The following is a 21,582-nucleotide window of genomic DNA, read 5'->3' as shown; positions in this document are numbered from 1 at the left end:
TGTGTATTACCCTTAGTTACAAAATAGCTCTTCCTGGTATTATTATTTTATCTCCAACATTTATAGAATCAGGATCTTCTATGTTATTTACCTTAACAATTTCATCTGTAGTCGTAAAATATCTTTTAGCTATCTTCCAAAGCGTATCCTCTTGTTGAACTACATATATTGTTATACTTGCCTTTTTTTCAGGAACATCATCATCTAGTTTGCTTATGGATATTAAAAACTCTTTTTCTTTTAAATAGCTAGCGCTTCCAAATACCAACACTACACATTTTATTGCTATTGTATCTGCTTCAATTGAAGACTCTAATACTTCCAAATTTGCTTTAGAAATACAGGTCATATCTATTTTAGCACCTGGAATATCTATACCTGTAGAAAATGACAATTCCTCCTTAACTACACATATATTCTTTCTATCTTCTTTAGACCTATACAAAATTTCTACTTTTATAACGCCTTCTATAGAAATCTTATCCTCTAACACCTTCTTTTCTGTTATAGCCACATTACCAGTAGTCATTAATATTTCAATAGGTTTTGGTCTTCCCTTGCCTATTTGTATATTCTCTTTTACTATAACTTCACTATTATTCATCCCTTGAAGTATATTTATACTATATTTTTCTTTTTCAATTTCTAATAATGCACTTGGACTATATGCATCTTCTATCATGTGAATATTTTCTTTTGACATAATTCTAAAATTAGATCTTAAAGAGTACTCTACGTTTATTATCCTTTTTTCACCTATATCATCATGATTTATGTCTATATAGATATCAGACAAGGTTATATCTCCAATGCATCTCATATCATCTCTTATATGCTCTATTTCAAAACTTTCCTTTATAAAAATTTCATCCTCTAAATATACAACTTCTTTACTGTCTAATCCTCTGTAAATGCATTTCATTATAACAAATCCATTTACATGTACTTCATTATCTACTATTTTAATATCCTTTTTATAAATACTTACATCTTTTTTTAATATATTTCCAATTTGTGGCTTATCCATACCTATATTTATAACAGATTTAGCGGTAAAATCTTTTTCTACATTATCTATTATCTGATCTAATATATAAGGTTCTTTTAACATTTCCAAACTTTCTGTAGATTCAATATCTTTGATTATATCGTAGTTATATTCTTTTAAAACTTCAGCTTTTATTTTTACTATTCCCTCAAGTCCTATTTTTCTTTCATTTACTATAGATGCTCCCATATGTTCTATGTCACATTCCACAAGGCAATTCATACTCTGATCTGCCCCATTTATATCTACGTAATTTGAAAACTTATCGCTATAATTTATGCTTTGTACACCTCTTCTATCTTCATCTTCATTTGCCAAATAAAGTATAGTATATTCTAATGTACCTTCTACGTAAATTTTATCCGGCATTATATCCTTAGATACAATTACAGGTTTTACATCCACAGTCAATATTTCTAAAACGTCTGGATGAGTATCTGGAATTAAATATTCTCCTCTAAATACTGTGTCACTAGTATTTTCTCCTAGTAGCTGTTCATATTGTATACTTTCCCTAACCACATCTATATCTTGCATATTATCCCTCCCATAAGATTCCTATTATAATTTATATTACTTAATTCTAATAAATATACTTAAATCTTAATAATGTATTTATACAAATTCTCTAAGACCTTTTTATTTGATTTAAATACATTTTTTCATTTTTATATTTTAGTTAAATCTTTTACAAAAACATATTAAACTTTGAAAAAGGATTATTGACATTTTGCAAATATTGACGTATTATTATTATGGTTATTGACCATATAACCTCTCATAAATTCTCAATACCCTTTTATACAATACTTGAAAGATGGAACCCACCATCTTTCTTTTTTTAATTTTATATATAAAAGATCCTAGCATATATTAATATGCTAGGATCTTTTATTTAAACATCTAGATCGCAAAATCTAATTGTACTGTTTGTGTCAAGACATCTGAATAACTATAAGTCACCGTCCTTTGGGTGTCACTTTCGAGCCTTATAACGAAAATACTTGGGTAAGCTTCTTCTATTACCCCTTTGTTTATAAGAACCTTCCTTCTCCCACCATTAGCCTTTAGAGTAACTGTGTGCCCGATGTGTTTCTCTATATCTTTTCTTATATGAGCTAAGGTTTGTAACTTCTCCATATAAACACCCTCTTTCCCATGTATATTATATAATACAATAGGCCTTTTGTCAAATAAACTTATTATTTTATCACTTATAAAAGCTCTTTGTCAATATTTTTTTATAATTTTTATGATATTTTTTAAAATATTTTTTTTAAAAATTATATAAATTAGCCCTTGTATCTATATTGTTGCCTAAAACACTGCTTCATATTCTTAAATAGTGATATTGATTGTTATATTTAAGAATACATAGAAACAAAAGCCTTTTAAAGGTAAATCCCATTAACCTTTAAAAGACCAAATATCTTAATATTATATATTAGCACAAAAAATTAAATCCCTATTTGCATTTATTTTGTTATATATATTGAGACTTTGGATACCCTTCCCTATACTTGCCCCTAGTTTGTAGTCCTCCTATACCCTTAATGCCTGTAATTGTATTATCTAAAACCTCATGAATAGACACAACCTTATCTACATTAGTATAGGCAATTTTTTCGCAGATAAATACAGGATCTAAGCAGTGTATCAAAACCCTATTAGGGGAACTTGCAAAATTGGCTCCTGCATCTAATATCTTTTCATAACAGGATTGACAAGCTCCTGCAAAAATCACTAACTCATCATAACTTGAGTTATAATTTCTAAGTTCAGATACAGCTTCCACAAAATACTTTGAATTTCTATAATTTTCTAAGTCAAGATAATCCTTTGCATCTTTTATTATTCCATCATGACCTGTAAGTACTATAATATCTGGTTTTACAGCTTTAACTATTTCTAATATCTTCTTTGGTTGATCACTTTCTTTTACTATTTCACCAACAGCTTCTAAGGAAAGTTGCTTATAAACCTTAAGACAATTTTCAAGATACTCAGCATCTCCGTCTATATGAAGTATTTTACCTGGTCTTCCGAATACTAATTCTTTAGAAGGAACTGTCTTTGATACTCTATAACCTCTTCTTAAATTAAATCTGCTAGCCATTATATTCTTTATTCTACTATTAACCTCTCTGTTAAATACTCTATCTGTTTCGCCACTATAATCTGCTCTAACCACTTCTAAATCTTCTACTGGAGAGTCTGCAATTATCCTTAAATTTATTCCCTTTAATATATATGTTAACCCCTCTAACCCCTCTTTAATATCTATAATTTTAAATGTAATATCTTTTCCGTAGGATTTTCTTACAACACTATCGCCAATCTCCATATATTCTCTCCCTCATTTTTAACTTTACTTTTATAATATGAAGGATATTATTTAATGACACTATCATATGCTATAAAAATACTTATTTAAATAAATATTTTTAAAATTCATTATTAAATTTCAAGAATTAAACTCTGTATTTATTTTCATCTATAGCATTAAATTAAATGTTATAGCCTGATTATAAATACAGAGTTCTTTAAATATTATACAATACATAATCTTCCCTAAAAGATTTCATTGTTACCTCTTAATATAATTACTATTCAACTTGATTATAAAGCTCTTTGAACTCTTCTATAAATTTCATATATATTTCTTGCTCACTTATTAAATTTTCAAGTTTATTCCCAAAGGTATTTTGAGCCCAATTAACCTCATTATAATAATATCTATTAGATAGCCTCCAAAATCTTTGCGGAAATAACAAAAATGCAAATATAACTTTATATTCTTCTTCTCTTAATGAATCTACCTTATTATAATTATCAATAATAATCTTTGCATATTCTATATCCCAATCCACCCTTTTTAAAACCTTTGTGATAAAATTAGCTATATCATATGCTCTAACTTCTCTTTTACAGTAATCAAAATCTATAATATTTACAGATTCATCAGCTATGATTATGTTGTGGTAAGTATAATCATGATGACAAAAACTCTTTTCTTCTTCAGTACTTCTGCAAATATCTATATAATTCGAATCTGTTAATACCTTAGTTGCTCTTTTCCCTAAATCTTTGTAGAATTGAAGTGATTTTACATAATTCAAATCAAAAGAACCTTTAGTCCCTCTTTTCCGCCCCATGGTTCTCATCTTATCTAAAGATTTAATTCTTTTATCCATTAAATGTGGCCATCTTTCAAGATCACTTTTTAATTTACTATTTTCTGGTGGTTCATATCCCTTTGTTGCCCTATGCATATAAGCTAGCTTTTCAGCTGCTAGAGCAACATCATTTTTATCTTTAAAGTTACACTCCCTACCATTTATCCATTCAGACAAAGTATAAAGATCCTCGTTAACTACTGCAAAGGGTTGTTCCTCTATGTTTAAAAAATACCTGTCCACATTATTAAATCCATTTAAAATTAGATGTTCTTTAGCTCCATAAACAAATAATAACTTTTGCACACCATAATTTATTTTTTTTAAACATCGCTCTCCCTTGTCAGTCTTTAGATAATACACTCCTTTGTTTGGTTTAATACTCTCGATTTTTATATCGAATTGCCTTTCTATTTCAAATTCTCTCATCAAAGTTATCACCCCCATATAATTTATATGAAAGTGTCCTCTCAATTATTAACACTTTTTATTGTTACTAATATAATGAACTATGAAATCATGTTGAAAGGAAATTTTTCCTATGAAAATTTGCATTGATGGTAGAGCTGCTAAATGGTATCGTGGAACAGGTATAGGCACCTATACTTATCAGTTAATAAATTCTCTAAAGAACATAGATGATATTAATGAGTATACTATTTTTATGCCTGAAACCAATAAGTTTTCTATAAATTTAAATCCTAATTTAAAAATAAATGAAATTAAAGATAAAGCAGAAAAAGGGTTTTGGAATCAAGTTAACATTCCAAATATATTAGATGATGTTAATGCTGATATATATCACATTCCACAAAATGGAGTTGGTATGCCAAAGAAAAAAAATTGTAAATTTGTTATAACCCTTCATGATGTTATACCTTTAAGAATGCCTGAAACTGTAGGTGAAAGGTACCTAAAAATATTTAACGAAGAAATGAAGTCTATTGTGTCACTTTGTGATGGAATTATAACTGTATCTGAATTCTCTAAAGAAGATATTTCAAAAGCATTTAACTTTCCAAAAGATAAAATTTATGTTACCCCCTTAGCTAGTGAAGATATTTATAAACCTTTAAATAAAGATCTTTGTAAAAATAATATTGAACATTTTTACAATATTAAAGGTGATTTTATTCTTTATATTGGTGGATTTAGCCCTAGAAAAAATATAATAGGTCTTTTAGAAGCTTTTCATAAAGTAATTAAAACTAATAATCCTAATCTAAAATTAATAATAGGAGGAAATAAGGGATTGTCCTATGAAATATATAAAAATAAAGCTTTAGAATTAGGTATTGAAGATAAGGTTGTTTTTCCAGGATTTATACCACTAGAACATTTACCTTGGTTTTATAATTCTTGTGAGTTTTTTGTATACCCTTCTCTTTACGAAGGTTTTGGTCTTCCTCCACTAGAGGCCATGGCTTGTGGTTCCCCAGTAATCGCCTCTAATCTTACTTCCATACCTGAAATTTTAGGGGATAGCGCTCTTTTAATAGATCCAAGAAATGGATTTGACTTGTACAATGCTATGAACACCCTACTTACTAATGAAGATTTAAAGGAAGATTTAATAGTAAGGGGTCTTAAACGAAACTCAATGTTTAATTGGGAAAGCACAGCTAAAGAAACTCTCTTGGCTTATGAAAATATATGCAAATAAAAATCAGCTTTAAAGCTGATTTTTATTTATCCACAAAATACTTTATTTTTAAAAGAATTTAAAAATTCTTCTCTATAATGAAAGTACTCACATTTCTTTTTTATTTTATCTATAAATACGCCCTCATCCCAACTTTTAACCTTGTTATAATAATTATTTGTAATAGAATAAAAATCTTCTGGGAAGTAAAGCAACCCGTAAAGTACGCCTATTTCATTTGTTTCTAGAAAGTTTTCACTTTTATAATCATAAAGTACATCTTCTGCCCTAGTGAAGTCAAATACAAAGCTTTTAATTGCTTTATTTATTAAATTGCATAAATCCACTACTCTAAGGTCTATCATAGAATAATCGAAATCAATAAAATAAGCCTGATCCTCTTTAATAATTATATTATGATAAGCTAAATCCTTATGGCATATTACAATTTTATCCTCTTCTTTTACTAAGAGATTAAAATCACTATGTTCTAAGATTTCTATACTCTTTTCCATTTGATATAAATGCCTATCTACGTTCATCATAAATATATTATCAAAATCATTTTTATATTTTAAATTTGAAACTCTTCTTTTAAATTCTTTAGTATTATTTAATGCCTTTTTAAAATCTTCTATGGTTTTTCCTACATTAGAATTTAATTTAACTAATTCACTATTACCTTTCTCTTTGCAGTAATTTGTAAAGCCTAGGCTGCTTTTATGAAGTTGTCCTAATGACCTAGAGGTTATACTAAGTTCTAATGGATTAGAAAATTGGCATTCTCTCCCTTCTAGCACATCCATTATACAGTAATATTCGCCTTCCCAAAATGTATAAATATCGCCTTTTTTATTTTTATAAAACTTCATCACTCTATCAAAGGTTTTAGAAATATAATTTAATGATTCTTCAATAAATTTTATTCGATTCTCATCATATTTTATCTTTTTTAATATTTTCTCGCCTTTATCTGTATAAAGAACAAATACACTTCTTAATGGAACCAAATCATAAATCTTTAAATCATATTGATTAAATAGCTTTGTACTTAAAGAGTAGGTAACTAAATCTTGCTTTTCTCTATACCTTAATCTTTCCAAAAAGGTACCTCCTTTTAGTATTAATTCACAAATAATATTCTTGTATCTATATATAACTTTGACTATCTTTCTCTATAGACTTTAATAACTTTTCTTCATATTTTTCTAAAGTCCAAGGTTTTTTACTTCTCTTATATCTATTTACACATTTCATAAATTCAAAGGGATAAGATATCATAGCCCTTATAAAATTGTTGCTATTTTCATCTAAGCCTTCTATAGTGCAAAAATAATCTATTAGCCCTTCAATATCAATATCACTGTTTTTTCTTTTAAGTTTATTAAAATAATTTATAGCATCTATTTCTAATATTTCATAGCAAAACTTTTTACCTTTTGCTATTTCAATTTTTTCAACCTTTCTTAAATTATCTTCGCTGCTATTTACTACACATATTTCTCCGCTTTTCATACTTCTGTAGATAATATCCATATAGTTAGATTTATATATGCATTCTATTGATTTTTCAGCTCTACTTATGTGTTCATCACCAATCTTAAGTAAGAGAGTTTCAAATCCATTGTTAGCTCCTTGATTTTCTAAATAACGAATAAACCTATTATTCTTTTTAATTTCCACCTTACAGTTTTCTACTAATTTACCTATGTTATTTGGAAGTGTAAACCCTGCACTCCCTTCGTACCCCTTTATCTTTTCATGTAGTTCACATAATATATCTAGCTGCCTTTTTGCATCCTTCATAGTAATTTTCTTTTTAACATTAAATGAATTGCAGTTAATTATAATTATGTCCTTTTTATAAATATAATCATAAAATTCACTATAACAAAACAAACTCATACACTACCCTCCTTTATACCTTTGTGTTCTAAATTCTTTTATAAAATCTTCTTTTAATTCTCTATCCTCTACTATCTTATTTAACTTTCTTAGAAATATTTCTTCTTTCCAAGGTTGTTTTTCTAAATAATACTGTATTCCAAGCTGCCAATAATCCTGTGGAAATTCAATAAAAGCTGCCATTATAGGTAAATCCGTTTGTTCTAACGCATAAACTTCATTGTATCTATCTAATATAAATAAAGCTTTAGATAAATCCCATCTTCCATTTTTCATAGTTCTTATTAAAATGCTACTTAAATCATGAAGATGAGTGTCTAATATACAATAATCAAAATCTATAATAGATAATTCATCTTTAGAATTAATTATTATATTATGATTTGCTATGTCGTGATGACAAAATCCATGTTTATCTATTTCCTTTGTCATCTTTTCTAAGTAATTACTTTTCCCTAAATAATATATAGATTGCTTTGCTATTTCTACTTCTTCTTCTAGGATAGATAAATATTTACTGTCAAAATTACTTTTATTTTCTTTTCCTTCTATAATCTTTTTGAAACCTAATATCTCATTTATCCTAGTTTCAAAAGTTTCAAACCACTTAAACCAATAAATACGTGGCTTCATTTTGTTGTCTACAATAAATCCTTGGCTTTTTTCATGAAGCTCTGCTAACTTTTTAGTTACCAAAGATAATTCTATAGGGTTGTCATAATTGCTTTCACGCCCTATTATCCAAGGATTTAGATAGGCATAGTTATCCTTAAGGCTTATATATTTACTTCCTTCTTTTGTATTTATAAAAGGTACTACTGACAAAAATTCATTTTTATATAAATGATTTATTGCAGACATAATAAAAAGAAAATGAGCAAATTCATATTTTATTATCTTTAAAGCATAAAACATGCCTCTTTCATCTTTCAATTTATAGATGTTTTTTATCTTCTTTATATAAACAACGTTGATCCCATATTCTTCTTTTATTTTCTGCTTTATATATTCCTCTTCCAAAACCACTCCTCCAAAATCAATGTTTCTCTTTTTTAGTATATGAATTTCTATATTGCAATGTGATAAACTGCACTAAGTTGAATTAAGTTTATATCTTATATATGACTTTAAAGTAAATGATTTTTATACCTATTTTTAAATAGTGTAGATATTAACATTCACCAAAGTGGCTTCTATTTAATATTATTAATATAAAGAGATATGTAGGAGTGGTTATATGAGATTTGCTATAGATGCCAGAGGCGTTAACTGGTACCGTGGAACTGGCATTGGTACCTATACAGAAAATGTTTTGAGTAATTTATTAAATTTAGATAAAGAAAACTTCTATAATATATATTGGTATGGAAAAGATTATGAACTATACGAAAAGAGTAATACGGATTTAATACTATGTTCGAAAAAACATAATAGCTTTTTTAATTTATCTTATTTTCCGAAAGATTTAGAAAAGAAAAATATAGATTTATATCATATACCCCAAAATGGTATAGGTCTTAATAAAAATTATCCTTGTAAGACCTTAGTTACTATACATGATCTAATACCTTATATAATGCCTGAAACTGTAGGTAAGGGATATTTAACTAAATTTCTTAGGGAAATGCCTGAAGTAATAGATAGTTGTGAGAGTATAATAACAGTGTCCGAATGGTCAAAACAAGATATACTAAAATTTTTTCCTATGGACCCTGACAGGATTTTTGTAACCCCTTTAGCTGCCGATAAAAAATATAAACCTTTAGATAAAGCTAAATGCAAAGAAATAATTCTAAAATCCTTTGGCATAGATAAAAAATTTATTTTATACTTAGGTGGATTTAGTCCTAGAAAAAATGTTCGTGGCCTAATAAAAGCCTTTAAAGATATGTATAAGGATTTAAATGATGAGTATGAATTAGTTATCTTAGGCTCATTAAAAGATGAGGGCTCTCTTCTTTTAAACTTTGCTGAAGAGATAAATATAAAATCAAAAATACACTTTTTAGGCTTTGTAGCTGAAGAGATGCTACCTATATTCTACAATAGTTGTGAGTGCTTTGTTTACCCTTCTCTTTATGAAGGCTTTGGACTACCACCCTTAGAGGCTATGAGCTGTGGATGTCCTTTAATCTCTTCTAATACAACCTCTATTCCTGAGGTAGTAAAAGATGCTGGTTACTTAATAGATCCTAAAAAATCAATCAACATATCAGAAGCTTTATTTAAAGTTCTTTCTAATGAAGATTTTAAAATTAATCTTTCAAAAAAGGCTCTTTCAAGATCTTTAGATTTTTCATGGGAGATAACTAGTAAAAATACCTTAGATGCTTATACCAAAGTTGCAAATTCATGTATATAGCAGTAATTTAAAAATGGACAATACGGATGAATTATATACATCATCCAAAGTTGTCCACTGCATTTTTTATTATCTTAAATAAATTTAAACTTTCCAAATATCTACTATGAGTTTTAATGATTATTTATTATATCTTCCCATTAAATCCTCCATATCTTTTTCTACACTATTTTCACTATTAATAATCTTAGTTATATCTTCATTAATTTTATCCTTATTTTCTAAATCATTTATATTTATTTTTAAATATGTGCCATTTCTATTAATATTATCTAATATCCTCAAAGGCTTTCTTTCATTTATAAAACTATAACTAGTGTTATAAATGGATTCATCTTGATACTTGTTATAGTTTAAAAATATATTATAAGAATTGGTTGCTTCTAAAATGCTATACTTTTCTAATAAAGTAAATTCAATAAATGTTTCAGCAAGTTTTTTGTTTTTGCTTTCTTTCATTATGGCAAAGTTATATCCTGATGATAACACATCTCTATTTCCACCAGGCTCAAAGCTAGGTATCTTAGATACTCCAAGCTCTACCTTTTTATTAGATGGTACATTTATATATATCTCATTTAATGTTTTATTATTTCCTATGATAAAAGGTATATCTCCATTTATTAATAACTTAGTTGCCTCATCTTCATTTAATATACTAGCCCTGTTATCTTTAAATATTTCTTTTAAGACTTCCATTGCCTTTATTTCATTTACATGATTGTCTTTTTTAGACTTATCTACTTTAAGCTGATTTATAAGTATATTGTAAAATTCAAAATAATCTTCTCCTGTGTATGCTAATATATTATTATTCATACTGTTTTTTAAAGATAATATATGATTCCATGTACTTATATCCTCTATTTTTAAGTTATTACTATCTAAAAGTAATTTATTATAATATAAAACTACTGGCTCGTCATAAAATGGGAAGGCCATTATTTTATCTCCAATAGTCACTTGATCTATCCTCTCTTTTCTTATTGAATCCCTATAACTTGAAATAAATTCATTAACCTCTGAAAAAGAAAGGGGATACTTACTTCCGAAATAATTCACATATCTCGAAGGCATTATTACTATATCTGCATTATTGTTTGGTTTTTTTAAAGAATCTTCAAATCCTTTTTTAAAATAATCTTCTTCCATTTCTTTAATAGTTATATTTACCTTAGGATTGTTCTTTTTAAACTTTTCACATAAATTTAATAGATAATTATAATTTTCACCTTCAGCTATAATTGTTAAATTCCCCTTTAAAACACCTGTATCGCTGTTCCTTTTAGAAGTTTTATAAAAAACTATAAAGATTATGCTTAATATTATACATATAAACATAAAAATTTTCTTTTTCACTTTTAATCATCCTTTTTTAGATTTAGTATATCATATCTATGTTTCAATTTATAATTAATACTGCAAATTTTTCATATGTAGAATCTTAAAAAAAGATAATATTTAGGCATCAAATTTTATTATAATAACATATAGTCTATGTATAAATACATAGACTATATGTTATTTATGTTATTTTATTATTTAAATCTTAATTTAGCCTTTTGACATTTTATAATTTCCTTTAGAATTGAAATCTTCTTTCCATGCCTTTTCTGCATAAGGTTTAAAGTCTTTAGCGTAATCATCTAATTCTTTCATAAACTTTTCATTATCTATCATTCTATTAGCACCAGGATGTGTTGCATAAGCTCCAGTCTTTTCAACTACTTCTCTTATAACTTTAGTATTATCAACCATCATACAAGGTAATAATAAATTTTCATTATATGGTTGTCTTGATCTAAGCTCTTTAAAAAATGGTCCTCTAAATACATCTATAAGGCTCTTATCTTTGACGTTATCACAGGCAAAGTGAGCAAATATACAAGGTTCTACATCTCCTTTAGAGTTTACATGGCAATAGAATTTTCCTGCGATGCATCCACCAACATAGGGAGCATCGTTAAAAAAGTCTATTGTAAAGTAAGGTTTAGTACTTCTAATATTTCTTGTCCTTTTTCCAAGTTCTATCCTTTGCTCTGGAGTAAGCATTGCACCTACATCTGGATTATCTCCAATAGGCATATACATAAAGTACCAAGTCATTTTGGATCCTTTTTCTATAAGCATGTCTGTAAACTTATCTGAGGTAACTGTATCCATATTAGCCCTAGATGTAGCGGAAGACACACCGAATAGCACTCCTCTTTCCCTTAATAGATCCATACCCTTCATAACTTTATCAAATGTTCCCTTACCTCTCCTTTTATCTGTTTCTTCTTCAAAACCTTCTAATGAAAACATAGGAAATACATTTCCTAAATCTCTAATCTTATCTGATAATTCTTCATCAAATAATGTTCCATTAGTAAATGGAGTAAATAATATATCATCATATTTTTTATATATGTCTAACATATACTCTTGAAAGAAAGGTTCTCCTCCAAGCACTACTATATAGTATATACCAAGATCTCTAGCCTCACCTATAATCCTATCTACTTCTTCATAGGTAAGATCATCTTTTTTATCATAATCTGCAGCATAACACCCTGTGCATCTTAAGTTACACCTCATGGATGGGCTTATTAATATAGTAAACGGTACTTTAGTACCTTCTTCTTCAAGAATCTTTGCTCTTTTAGGCATTCCATACCAGTTTGCATTTCCTAAAAAGTTTACAAAAAACTTTTTCATACATTTTTTATCAGTAGTAGTTAATATATTTTGAATATATTTATGAGTAACTGGATTGTTATTATAATGATTGTATACACCCTGTATTTGTTCCTTTTCTTCTTTTCCTTTAGCTAATTTATTAGCTAAAGAATATAATTTATCTACATTTTTTTCTGGATCTTTATCTAATAAATCCACCATTGCAGATAATGTAACATCTTTTGCTCCTTTTTTAACAGTTTCTTTAATGCTCATAATATTTCCCCCTATCTTCTAGTTATCAAAATATTTATACCTTAGAGTATATTCCAATTGTATTCTTTATACCATCATTTTTCAAGAACTGTTCTTATATTAATAGTTTATTCAAAAAAAAATAGCTATAAATATATAGCTAAATCAATATAACAAATACCATTAACACCTTGCAGGCTGATATTAATAATATATAACTTGTTAATATTTTGTTAATAAATAAAAATTCTAAGAACTTATATATTAAATATACTATATTTCTACTATTCACATCCACAAAATGAGAACTTTACAATTTTACGCTTCCATCTTTTCCTCTATAAAGTCACTTTCAAATAATACGCTAGCTAAAATCATAGCACTAAATCCAGCTACTAATTTTGATATTATAAAAACTCCTAAAGTTTCAGGCTCTTTAGCAGATATAAATCCCATCTGTCCACCAAAAACGAAGGCCCCACTCACGCTAAAGGCTGTACACAGTACCTTTCCTTTAATGTTCATTTCATTAAAGCTTGCAAACACTAAAAGATTGCTGGCAAAACACCCTAGGAATGCGGCAACAGATACTGAATCCAATCCAAATCGTCTTCCAAGTCGTCTAAATGTTTCTTTAAATATTCTACTAATTACAGAAATCATTGGATAAGCACCACCTAATACAAATGCAATTTTTCCAGCTACTGCAATTGAATCTTCTGGTGGTATAAGCCCCTTTACTAATTTAACACCTAATATAATATCTATACCTTGTATAATAAGTCCAGTTACCCCTATACCTATTATTACCTTTCCTAAAAGGGAAAATAACTTCATAACTTTCTTAGGGTAACGTATAAGACCTACAGATAAAAGTAGTGCAAAAATAATTATAGGCATTAAATTCCAAGCTAAAGTTGCTACATCTATTCCTTGAATTACCCCACCAACAAGACACCCAAGTGGTATTGTTATTATTCCAGCCATTATGCCCTTTGATAAATACTCATGGTCTTTTTTATCTACCATACCTATGGCCATAGGTATGGTAAAGCTTATTGTTGTACCTAGCATAGATGAAAGTATTACGCCAGAAAATATCCCCATTTCCTTACTAAAAGCTATTTCTTTAGCTAATGCATAAGATCCCATATCACTAGCTAATATCATAGCAGGAAATAATGATGGGTCTAATGAAAATAGTTTTGCAATAGGATTTATAATTGTAGTAATTACCGTAGCAAAAAGAGGAGAAAGTGAATAAATACCTACCATCCCAATGGCAAGTGGTCCCATAGTCTTTAAACCCTCTTCAAACTTTTCACCTACCTTTAATCTATTTCCTATAGCAAAATCTATACCTCCAAATATAAAGAAAAAACATATAATTCCTAAAATTATCTTGTCCATTTTATCTCCTCCTTAAGGTGGTTAATGCTTTGATAAATCATACACCTATGATACACTAAAGTTCTGTACAAATGAAGAAAAATAATTATGATATTAATTATTTAACCTATAATCCAAAAACAGTGCAAAATACATAATTCCCATGTATTTTGCACTGTTTTTATTAGATATAATTTTTCATCAAATATATACTCTGATTTTTATATTTATTAAAATTAGAGTTTATATTTACTATAATCCTATTTTACACTTAAATAAGACCTCTTTCTCTTAAAAAGTCGTCTGCTACCTTTCTTGGATCTTCTCCGTCTTTATCCACTTTATAGTTTAATTTTCCCATATCTTCTTCACTAATTTCTCCTGCTAGCTTATTTATAACCGCCTCAAGTTCAGGATGCTTTTTCAATACTTCTTCTCTTATTATGGGTACAGAATAATAAGGTGGAAAAAATCCTTTATCATCCTCTAACACCTTTAATTTGAAGGCTTCAAGTAATCCATCTGTTGAAAATGCATCTATTACTTGAGTATTATCATTCATAAGAGAAGTATATCTAAGGCCTCCGTCTATAGCCTTTACATCTTTAAAGTTCATCCCATAAGCATCCTTTAATCCTAAATAACCATCCTGTCTATTTGCAAATTCAATAGTAGATCCTAATATAAGATCTCCACTAACCTTTGATAAATCAGAATAGGTTTTAAGATTATACTTTTCTGCTGTATCTTGTCTTACTGTTAATGCATAAGTATTATTAAATCCTAATGGTTTAAGCCACTTAATGCCATAATCATTTTTAAAGGATTCTGAAACTACTTTATAAGCTTCATCTTTATCGCTTATATTCTCATGTTTCATTATATTAATTAAAGCTACACCAGTATATTCCACATATAAATCTACTTCTTTAGCTTTTATAGCATTAAAAGTTACAATACTTCCTCCTAAGTTAAGCTTTCTTTCTACCTCTAAGTCTGTATTTTCTTCTATTAATGTAGCTATCATATTTCCTAAAATTAGTTGCTCATTATAATTTTTTGACGCTACAACTATTTTGTTTTTAGATCCAAAAAAGGATTTAGAAAATCCAAATACAATAACAACTAAAATTACTCCTGCAATTACACCTAAAACTTTTTTATCTCTCTTATTGTTATTTCCATTAGTAGAACTTACTCCATTTGGAGTAACTACCCTTTCTATTTTCCCTATAATGAAGTCTATAAGAAGTGCTAGTATACAAGCTGGAATAGCCCCTGCAAGTATCATATTATTATTAACAGTTTGGACTCCAGCAAATACCATATAACCAAGTCCGCCTCCGCCTATAAATGCTGCAATAGTCATAAGACCTACTGCTGTTACCGCTGAAATTCTAATACCAGTCATAATAACTGGTAAAGCTAGAGGTAACTCTACCATAAACAACATATCTTTTCTTCTCATACCCATGGCCTTAGCTGCTTCTAACATATCTGGGTTAATATTTTTTATAGAAGTATATGTATTTTTAAGTATAGGCAATAGCGAATATAAAAACACCATAAAAACTGCTGGCTTACTTCCTATTCCCATAACAGGAATTAAAAATCCTAGTAAAGCAAGACTAGGTATGGATTGTATTATATTGGCTATACCAATTAAAGGTCCTGCGAGCTTTCTTTTTCTTTTAATTAGTATTCCAAGTGGAACTCCCACAATTATTGCTAAAAGTACTGCCATAATTGTAAGTTGTATATGTTCTAATATTAATGTCGTTATTTCACCTTTTCTAGATAAAACAAAACTAAAAAATTCTTTTACTGAAGCCATACTATTATCATCTCCTAATCTATATATTGGCTACTTAAAACTGTTATCAGCCTGCTTCTTGTGATCAATCCACATAGTTTACCATTATCTAAAACTGGTATATATCCAATAGAAGCTTCATTCATCTTTGTAAGTACTTCAACAATAGATTCATCCTTATTTGCATAAATAATATCTCTTTCCATTATATCTTTAAGCTTTAAAGCCTCATTTTCTTCTCTTCTTATAACCTTTAGAGTTACTATTCCTAGAAGATTACTTTGTCTATCTACTATAAGTAAACTATCTACCTTTTTCTGTCTCATTATGCCAACTGCTTGAAACACAGTTCTCCCTTCGATTGTTGTTACAGGATCTTCAATCATTATATCTTTAGCTTTTATAAGCTCTGGTTTATTCCAGATTCTATCCTTACCAATAAACTCCTCTACAAACCCTTCTTTTGGATCCTTTAATAAAATTTCCGGCTTATCATATTGTAATATATTACCGTCCTTCATAATACAAATTTTATCTCCAAGTTTAATAGCTTCATCCATATCATGAGTTACAAAAACTATAGTCTTTTTTAATTCTTCTTGTAATGAAAACAGTTCATCTTGAAGCTGGTTTTTACTTATAGGATCTAGCGCACTAAAAGGCTCATCCATTAATATTATCTCTGGATTAGTAGCAAAGGCTCTAGCTACACCTATCCTTTGTTGCTGTCCTCCACTAAGTTCACCTGGATACCTGTCTATATATTCATCATATTTCATGCCTACCATCTCTAATAATTCTATAGTTCTACTTTTGGTTTTATCCTTTGTCCAGCCTTTTAATCTAGGTACTATTCCTATGTTTTCACCTACAGTCATGTGAGGAAAAAGCCCTGTTTGCTGTATTACATATCCTATATTACGTCTAAGATCTATGGTATCTTTTTTCGATATATCTTCTCCATTTATGCTTATAATTCCCTCTGTAGGTTTAATGAGTTTGTTTATCATTTTAAGTGATGTAGTCTTACCGCAGCCACTTGGTCCTATAAGTACTACAAGTTCACCTTTTTCTATATTAAAATTTATATTTTTTAATATGTCCTCTCCGCCAAAATCTTTTCTTACATTTTTGAATTCTATCATATCACCACTCCTAAAATAAAAAAGTAACAACTTCATATTAACACAAAGTTGTTACTTTCTAAAATCTGTAAAGGTTTTATTGTGTAAAGTTTTAATGAACCTTTTATGAACCAATGTTAATTTTTATAGATTTACTTTTATAAAGATTACTGTAATTTTTTATGTTTAATCATAAATTAATTCACATACCTTATCATATACTTCTCCATTTCCTATAACTACTATTGTATCTCCCGCGGTAAAAACATAATCAGGTCCTGGAGATACAATGGTATTTAATTCTCTTCTATAAGCTATAATAGTAGCTCCTGTATATTGCCATAGCTGTATTTCATTAACCTTTTTTCCTATGACCTTGCAATTAACTTTTATACTAACTTCAATAAGTAAAAATGGAGATATGTTGTTAAATCTTTCTATGAAATCCGATATTTTATTTAGATTCATTTCTAATTGTTCATCTAACTTTTTCTTTTGTTTAATTATATCAAGGACATTTTCTTTAGCTGCATTTATATTTTCATTATTATTATTTCTAGATATAAACTTTTCTGCAGAAGATATTGATACAATTTTAACTCCACTGCCTTTTAAGCTAGCCACCACATCCATGCCTTCTAAAAGAGCTATAGCTCTTCTTATAGTTTCTGGGGACACATTATATACACCTGCAAGGGTCGATCTTCCACTTATTTTTTCTCCTACTTTAAACTCACCGTTTATTATTTTATTAGCAATGTCTAACGCTATATTTTTGTATACAGGATTTGAATCCTTTCTCATATTCATATCCACTACAACATTTCATTTAAAGCTATGTAACAAGCTCCATATACACCCGCATCATTTTGTAAAGCGGCAGGTATAATCTTTGTATAGCTTCCATATGAACTCATAACTTTATTTTTAAACTTATAATTTAAGGCTTTGAAGAATTCTTCCCCCTCAGCTGATATTCCTCCACCTATAATTATAGTACCAGGATCTAACACATAAGTTATGCTAACAAGACCATTTACAACATGGTTTAAAAAGTTATCATACACATTTAAAGCAATAGTATCCCCATTATGCACCAGCTTCATTATTTTCTCACCATTTATATCTTTATCCACATCAATCTTTTCTAAAAGAGCTCTTTCTTTATACTGCCTTATCAATGAGGATGTAGAAGCATATCTTTCATAACACCCATTACCACCACAATTACACTTTTCGCCTTCTTCATTTAAAATAGTATGACCCACTTCTCCTGCTCCTCCAGCTGATCCTTTATATAATTTCCCATTTATAATTATTGCCCCACCAATACCAGTGCCTAAAGTTACACATGCAAAGTTTTTTTGGCCCTTTCCAGCGCCCTTCCACATCTCTCCAATTGCTGCTGCATTCACATCATTTTCTACAAAAGTATCTAAACCTAAAGCATTTTTAATATACTCTGATAATTTAGTTCCAGTATAATTTGGTAAGTTTCCTGAAGCAAAGACTATTTCTCCCTTTTTAGAGTCTACTTGACCTGCTGTACTTATACCTACCTTATCTACATTATGCCCTTCTTGAAATCTTTTTATTATCTTTACCATTTCTCTTGGTATAGTTTCATTACAATTTTCTTTAGGTGATGCTACCTTATCTTTAAATATAATACTACCTTCTTCATTTATTAAAGCATACTTTATAAATGTTCCTCCTACATCAAAACAAGCTATATTCTTCATACTTTCCTCCTACGTTAATTCTAATATCATAAATTACCTATTTAAATTACTTATATTACTCATTATTATAGTATATATTGTTATTTAAATTAAGCTTATTAATTAAATTTAAACTTTTTATGTGAATCTACAAATATTAAGCTTATTTTTATCTATATCTATAAAATTAGGACCATTACCACTTTAAAGGTAATAGTCCTAGTATTATTACAAAGCTTTGTAAAAGCCTTTTATTTTTACTTATAACTTATTGTAAAACTTATATTTATCTATCAACAAAATAAGACTTAATAACCCCAAAATATTCTCTAATAAAGTAAGCAGGCTTTATTGCCTTTTGCACATCTACAGAATAGGTTACAGAATTAATCCCAGCCCTCTTTGAGAGAAACTTTGCTCTAAAGCAATGAAAGTTATTAGTTATTATTGTAACCTTGTATTTTTCTTTGCTTGTCCATTTACTATCCATAATTTCTTTTGAAAATATTATGTTTTCACTAGTATTAGTTGCACTTTCTTCTTTAACTATTCTATTTTTATCTAACCCCTTAGAAACAAGGTACCTTTCCATAGCTTCAGCTTCTGTAACTGTTTCTCCAAAACCTTGACCACCTGAAACTACAATTACGCTATTATCATTAACTTTAGAAAGTTCAATTGCTCCATCTAGCCTTCTAGTTAATGTATCTGATGGTACATCCCCCCATAACCCTGCTCCTAAAACCAGTATATAATCTGTTATACTAGTGTTCTTTACAGTACCTTCTTTGATTATAGCACCTTCTACAATAATTACTGATGTTAATATCAATATAACTACCACATTTACTATGCAATCTATATAATGAAAATACTCTATTTTTTCATATCTTTTTAAAACAAATTTCAAAATACTTGTTACTATGGCAATGGCACCTATGATTATTATGATTTTAGAAATACTATTTATTGAAAAGCTTAATATTATTCCATAAATTAAAAGTACTATACCACTTATCATTAAAACTAAATTTATAATCTTACTCATATAATTTATCCTTTCCATATATTATAAAATAAAGGATTAATCTTAATTTAAAATTTAAGACTAATCCTTTATATATACGAAGTTACTTTTGAAAAGTTATGTTAAAATTTCTTTATTCCATCTTTTGTAACTATTCCTTTTATAAGTTTTTTCTTTTCAATACTTTCTGAAACTATGGTATAAGCTTTAAGCACTTTTTCTTCAGATTGTAGTCTCTTACCTTCATCATTTGCATATATAGTTGCTATAGCTTCACCCTTTTTAACGAAGTCCCCTATCTTTTTATGAAGCATTATTCCGACGGATAAATCTAATACACTTTCCTTTGTTTCTCTTCCAGCCCCTAAAACTAAAGCCGCTATGCCTATATCATCTGCCTTTATAGATTTTATATATCCCTCTTCTTTTGCAAATACAGGCTTTATTATGGAAGGAGTTTCAAATAATCCTGGATTATCCACAAATCTTCCATCTCCACCTTGAGCTTCAACTAACTCTTTAAGTTTTTCTAAGGCTTTACCTGACTTTATTACTTCTTTAAGGATTTCTCTTGCGCTTTCGTAATCAGCAGCCTTTTCCCCTAAAACTAACATGTGAGCACCTAATGTTAAGCATAACTCTGTTAAATCCTCTGGTCCATGTCCTTTCAATGTTTCTATAGCTTCCATAACCTCTAGAGCATTACCTACCGCAAAACCTAAAGGTTGATCCATGTCAGTTATTACACCTATAGTATTTCTTCCTACATGTGTACCTATCTTTACCATTTCATCTGCTAATTCAAAAGCACTATCTTCATCTTTCATAAATGCACCACTACCTGTTTTAATATCTAAAACTATAGCATCTGCACCTGAGGCTATTTTCTTGCTCATAATACTCCCTGCAATAAGTGACATATTATCTACAGTACCTGTAACATCACGCAAAGCATAAAGCTTTTTATCTGCTGGAGCAAGGTTTGCTGTTTGACCAGCTATTGCTATCTTTTTATCATTAACATTAGACATAAACTCCTCTATGGACATTTCTACTGAAAATCCTGGGAAGGATTCTAATTTGTCTATGGTTCCTCCTGTGTGTCCAAGACCTCTCCCTGACATCTTAGCCACAGGAACTCCAGCTGCTGCTACCATAGGGCCTACTATTAGTGTAGTAGTATCTCCTACTCCTCCTGTGCTATGTTTATCCACTTTAATTCCCTTTATTTTAGACAGATCTATAGTTTCACCACTATCTACCATAGCCATAGTAAGCTCTGAGGTTTCACTCATATTCATCTTTTGGAAGTATATAGCCATCATTAAGGATGAAACTTGATAATCAGGAATTTCTCCCTTAGTATATCCTTCTACAAAAAATCTAATCTCTTCTTTAGTTAATTCTCCACCATTTCTTTTTTTTGTTATAATATCGTACATTCTCATAATTTATCACCCTA

At 28.7% G+C, this 21,582-nt stretch carries 18 protein-coding genes; 2 read left to right on the top strand and 16 right to left on the bottom strand.

Features of this window, described 5'->3' with window-relative positions:
* Positions 1 to 16 precede the first annotated feature (16 nt).
* The 4 genes from BD821_RS03550 to BD821_RS03535 form a co-directional block, all read right to left on the bottom strand.
* Positions 17 to 1,585 (bottom strand): DUF3794 and LysM peptidoglycan-binding domain-containing protein, encoded by a 1,569-nt coding sequence (locus BD821_RS03550; protein WP_104409351.1) that lies wholly within the window; start codon positions 1,583 to 1,585, stop codon positions 17 to 19.
* Between the two features lie 366 nt (positions 1,586 to 1,951).
* Positions 1,952 to 2,188: a Veg family protein gene (locus BD821_RS03545; RefSeq protein WP_029452691.1), complete on the bottom strand. Its 237-nt coding sequence runs from the start codon at positions 2,186 to 2,188 to the stop codon at positions 1,952 to 1,954.
* A gap of 343 nt (positions 2,189 to 2,531) precedes the next feature.
* Positions 2,532 to 3,392, bottom strand: a complete 861-nt coding sequence (gene yabG / locus BD821_RS03540) for a sporulation peptidase YabG (RefSeq protein ID WP_104409350.1) — start codon at positions 3,390 to 3,392, stop codon at positions 2,532 to 2,534.
* A gap of 262 nt (positions 3,393 to 3,654) precedes the next feature.
* On the bottom strand, positions 3,655 to 4,656 hold the full coding sequence (locus BD821_RS03535; RefSeq protein WP_104409349.1) for a CotS family spore coat protein: 1,002 nt from the start codon (positions 4,654 to 4,656) through the stop codon (positions 3,655 to 3,657).
* Positions 4,657 to 4,765: 109 nt separating this feature from the next.
* Between BD821_RS03535 and BD821_RS03530 the strand changes: the two genes are divergently transcribed.
* Positions 4,766 to 5,887 (top strand): glycosyltransferase family 4 protein, encoded by a 1,122-nt coding sequence (locus tag BD821_RS03530; RefSeq protein WP_104409348.1) that lies wholly within the window; start codon positions 4,766 to 4,768, stop codon positions 5,885 to 5,887.
* 26 nt (positions 5,888 to 5,913) lie between these two features.
* Here BD821_RS03530 and BD821_RS03525 read toward each other — a convergent pair whose 3' ends face one another.
* The 3 genes from BD821_RS03525 to BD821_RS03515 are packed head-to-tail and all read right to left on the bottom strand — an operon-like array spanning position 5,914 to position 8,797.
* Positions 5,914 to 6,969: a CotS family spore coat protein gene (locus BD821_RS03525; protein ID WP_104409347.1), complete on the bottom strand. Its 1,056-nt coding sequence runs from the start codon at positions 6,967 to 6,969 to the stop codon at positions 5,914 to 5,916.
* Between the two features lie 46 nt (positions 6,970 to 7,015).
* A complete protein-coding gene (locus BD821_RS03520; RefSeq protein WP_104409346.1) occupies positions 7,016 to 7,771 on the bottom strand; it encodes a protein kinase family protein in 756 nt (251 codons plus the stop codon).
* 3 nt (positions 7,772 to 7,774) lie between these two features.
* Complete coding sequence (locus tag BD821_RS03515; protein ID WP_308165772.1) at positions 7,775 to 8,797, bottom strand: CotS family spore coat protein; 1,023 nt, start codon at positions 8,795 to 8,797, stop codon at positions 7,775 to 7,777.
* Positions 8,798 to 9,008: 211 nt separating this feature from the next.
* On the opposite strand from BD821_RS03515, the gene BD821_RS03510 reads away from it, so the two are divergent.
* Entirely contained in the window at positions 9,009 to 10,133 is a 1,125-nt protein-coding gene (locus tag BD821_RS03510) for a glycosyltransferase family 4 protein (RefSeq protein WP_104409344.1), read from the top strand.
* Between the two features lie 120 nt (positions 10,134 to 10,253).
* On the opposite strand, the gene BD821_RS03505 is transcribed toward BD821_RS03510, so the two are convergent.
* From BD821_RS03505 to BD821_RS03465, 9 genes are all read right to left on the bottom strand, one after another.
* The gene (locus BD821_RS03505) at positions 10,254 to 11,492 is read right to left on the bottom strand and encodes an ABC transporter substrate-binding protein (protein WP_104409343.1); all 1,239 of its coding nucleotides are present in this window, start codon (positions 11,490 to 11,492) and stop codon (positions 10,254 to 10,256) included.
* A 195-nt stretch (positions 11,493 to 11,687) separates the two neighbouring features.
* Positions 11,688 to 13,067, bottom strand: coding sequence for a radical SAM/SPASM domain-containing protein (locus BD821_RS03500; protein ID WP_104409342.1), 1,380 nt, complete (start codon positions 13,065 to 13,067; stop codon positions 11,688 to 11,690).
* A 297-nt stretch (positions 13,068 to 13,364) separates the two neighbouring features.
* Positions 13,365 to 14,456, bottom strand: coding sequence for an ethanolamine utilization protein EutH (eutH, locus tag BD821_RS03495; RefSeq protein ID WP_104409341.1), 1,092 nt, complete (start codon positions 14,454 to 14,456; stop codon positions 13,365 to 13,367).
* 250 nt (positions 14,457 to 14,706) lie between these two features.
* Entirely contained in the window at positions 14,707 to 16,269 is a 1,563-nt protein-coding gene (locus tag BD821_RS03490; RefSeq protein ID WP_104409340.1) for an ABC transporter permease/substrate-binding protein, read from the bottom strand.
* Positions 16,270 to 16,283: 14 nt separating this feature from the next.
* Positions 16,284 to 17,393, bottom strand: coding sequence for an ABC transporter ATP-binding protein (locus tag BD821_RS03485; RefSeq protein WP_029452679.1), 1,110 nt, complete (start codon positions 17,391 to 17,393; stop codon positions 16,284 to 16,286).
* Between the two features lie 165 nt (positions 17,394 to 17,558).
* Positions 17,559 to 18,176 (bottom strand): GntR family transcriptional regulator, encoded by a 618-nt coding sequence (locus BD821_RS03480; protein ID WP_104409339.1) that lies wholly within the window; start codon positions 18,174 to 18,176, stop codon positions 17,559 to 17,561.
* An 11-nt stretch (positions 18,177 to 18,187) separates the two neighbouring features.
* Positions 18,188 to 19,114 carry an ROK family protein gene (locus tag BD821_RS03475; RefSeq protein ID WP_104409338.1) on the bottom strand — a complete coding sequence of 309 codons (927 nt, stop codon included), beginning with the start codon at positions 19,112 to 19,114 and terminating at the stop codon, positions 18,188 to 18,190.
* A 265-nt stretch (positions 19,115 to 19,379) separates the two neighbouring features.
* The gene (locus BD821_RS03470; protein WP_169993946.1) at positions 19,380 to 20,141 is read right to left on the bottom strand and encodes a YdcF family protein; all 762 of its coding nucleotides are present in this window, start codon (positions 20,139 to 20,141) and stop codon (positions 19,380 to 19,382) included.
* 101 nt (positions 20,142 to 20,242) lie between these two features.
* Positions 20,243 to 21,568, bottom strand: a complete 1,326-nt coding sequence (locus BD821_RS03465) for a pyrimidine-nucleoside phosphorylase (RefSeq protein ID WP_104409336.1) — start codon at positions 21,566 to 21,568, stop codon at positions 20,243 to 20,245.
* Positions 21,569 to 21,582 lie beyond the last annotated feature (14 nt).

Source organism: Clostridium algidicarnis DSM 15099, assembly GCF_002934235.1.
In the GTDB taxonomy this organism is placed as follows: domain Bacteria; phylum Bacillota; class Clostridia; order Clostridiales; family Clostridiaceae; genus Clostridium_L; species Clostridium_L algidicarnis.
This window is presented reverse-complemented; position numbering and strand designations above follow the sequence as displayed.

Excerpts from the sequence above, each read along its gene's own strand:
- BD821_RS03550 (WP_104409351.1), bottom strand. The coding sequence starts at position 1,585 with ATGCAAGATATAGATGTGGTTAGGGAAAGTATACAATATGAACAGCTA.
- BD821_RS03545 (WP_029452691.1), bottom strand. The coding sequence starts at position 2,188 with ATGGAGAAGTTACAAACCTTAGCTCATATAAGAAAAGATATAGAGAAA.
- yabG (WP_104409350.1), bottom strand. The coding sequence starts at position 3,392 with ATGGAGATTGGCGATAGTGTTGTAAGAAAATCCTACGGAAAAGATATT.
- BD821_RS03530 (WP_104409348.1), top strand. The coding sequence starts at position 4,766 with ATGAAAATTTGCATTGATGGTAGAGCTGCTAAATGGTATCGTGGAACA.
- BD821_RS03520 (WP_104409346.1), bottom strand. The coding sequence starts at position 7,771 with ATGAGTTTGTTTTGTTATAGTGAATTTTATGATTATATTTATAAAAAG.
- BD821_RS03510 (WP_104409344.1), top strand. The coding sequence starts at position 9,009 with ATGAGATTTGCTATAGATGCCAGAGGCGTTAACTGGTACCGTGGAACT.
- BD821_RS03500 (WP_104409342.1), bottom strand. The coding sequence starts at position 13,067 with ATGAGCATTAAAGAAACTGTTAAAAAAGGAGCAAAAGATGTTACATTA.
- eutH (WP_104409341.1), bottom strand. The coding sequence starts at position 14,456 with ATGGACAAGATAATTTTAGGAATTATATGTTTTTTCTTTATATTTGGA.
- BD821_RS03490 (WP_104409340.1), bottom strand. The coding sequence starts at position 16,269 with ATGGCTTCAGTAAAAGAATTTTTTAGTTTTGTTTTATCTAGAAAAGGT.
- BD821_RS03485 (WP_029452679.1), bottom strand. The coding sequence starts at position 17,393 with ATGATAGAATTCAAAAATGTAAGAAAAGATTTTGGCGGAGAGGACATA.
- BD821_RS03480 (WP_104409339.1), bottom strand. The coding sequence starts at position 18,176 with ATGAGAAAGGATTCAAATCCTGTATACAAAAATATAGCGTTAGACATT.
- BD821_RS03475 (WP_104409338.1), bottom strand. The coding sequence starts at position 19,114 with ATGAAGAATATAGCTTGTTTTGATGTAGGAGGAACATTTATAAAGTAT.
- BD821_RS03470 (WP_169993946.1), bottom strand. The coding sequence starts at position 20,141 with ATGAGTAAGATTATAAATTTAGTTTTAATGATAAGTGGTATAGTACTT.
- BD821_RS03465 (WP_104409336.1), bottom strand. The coding sequence starts at position 21,568 with ATGAGAATGTACGATATTATAACAAAAAAAAGAAATGGTGGAGAATTA.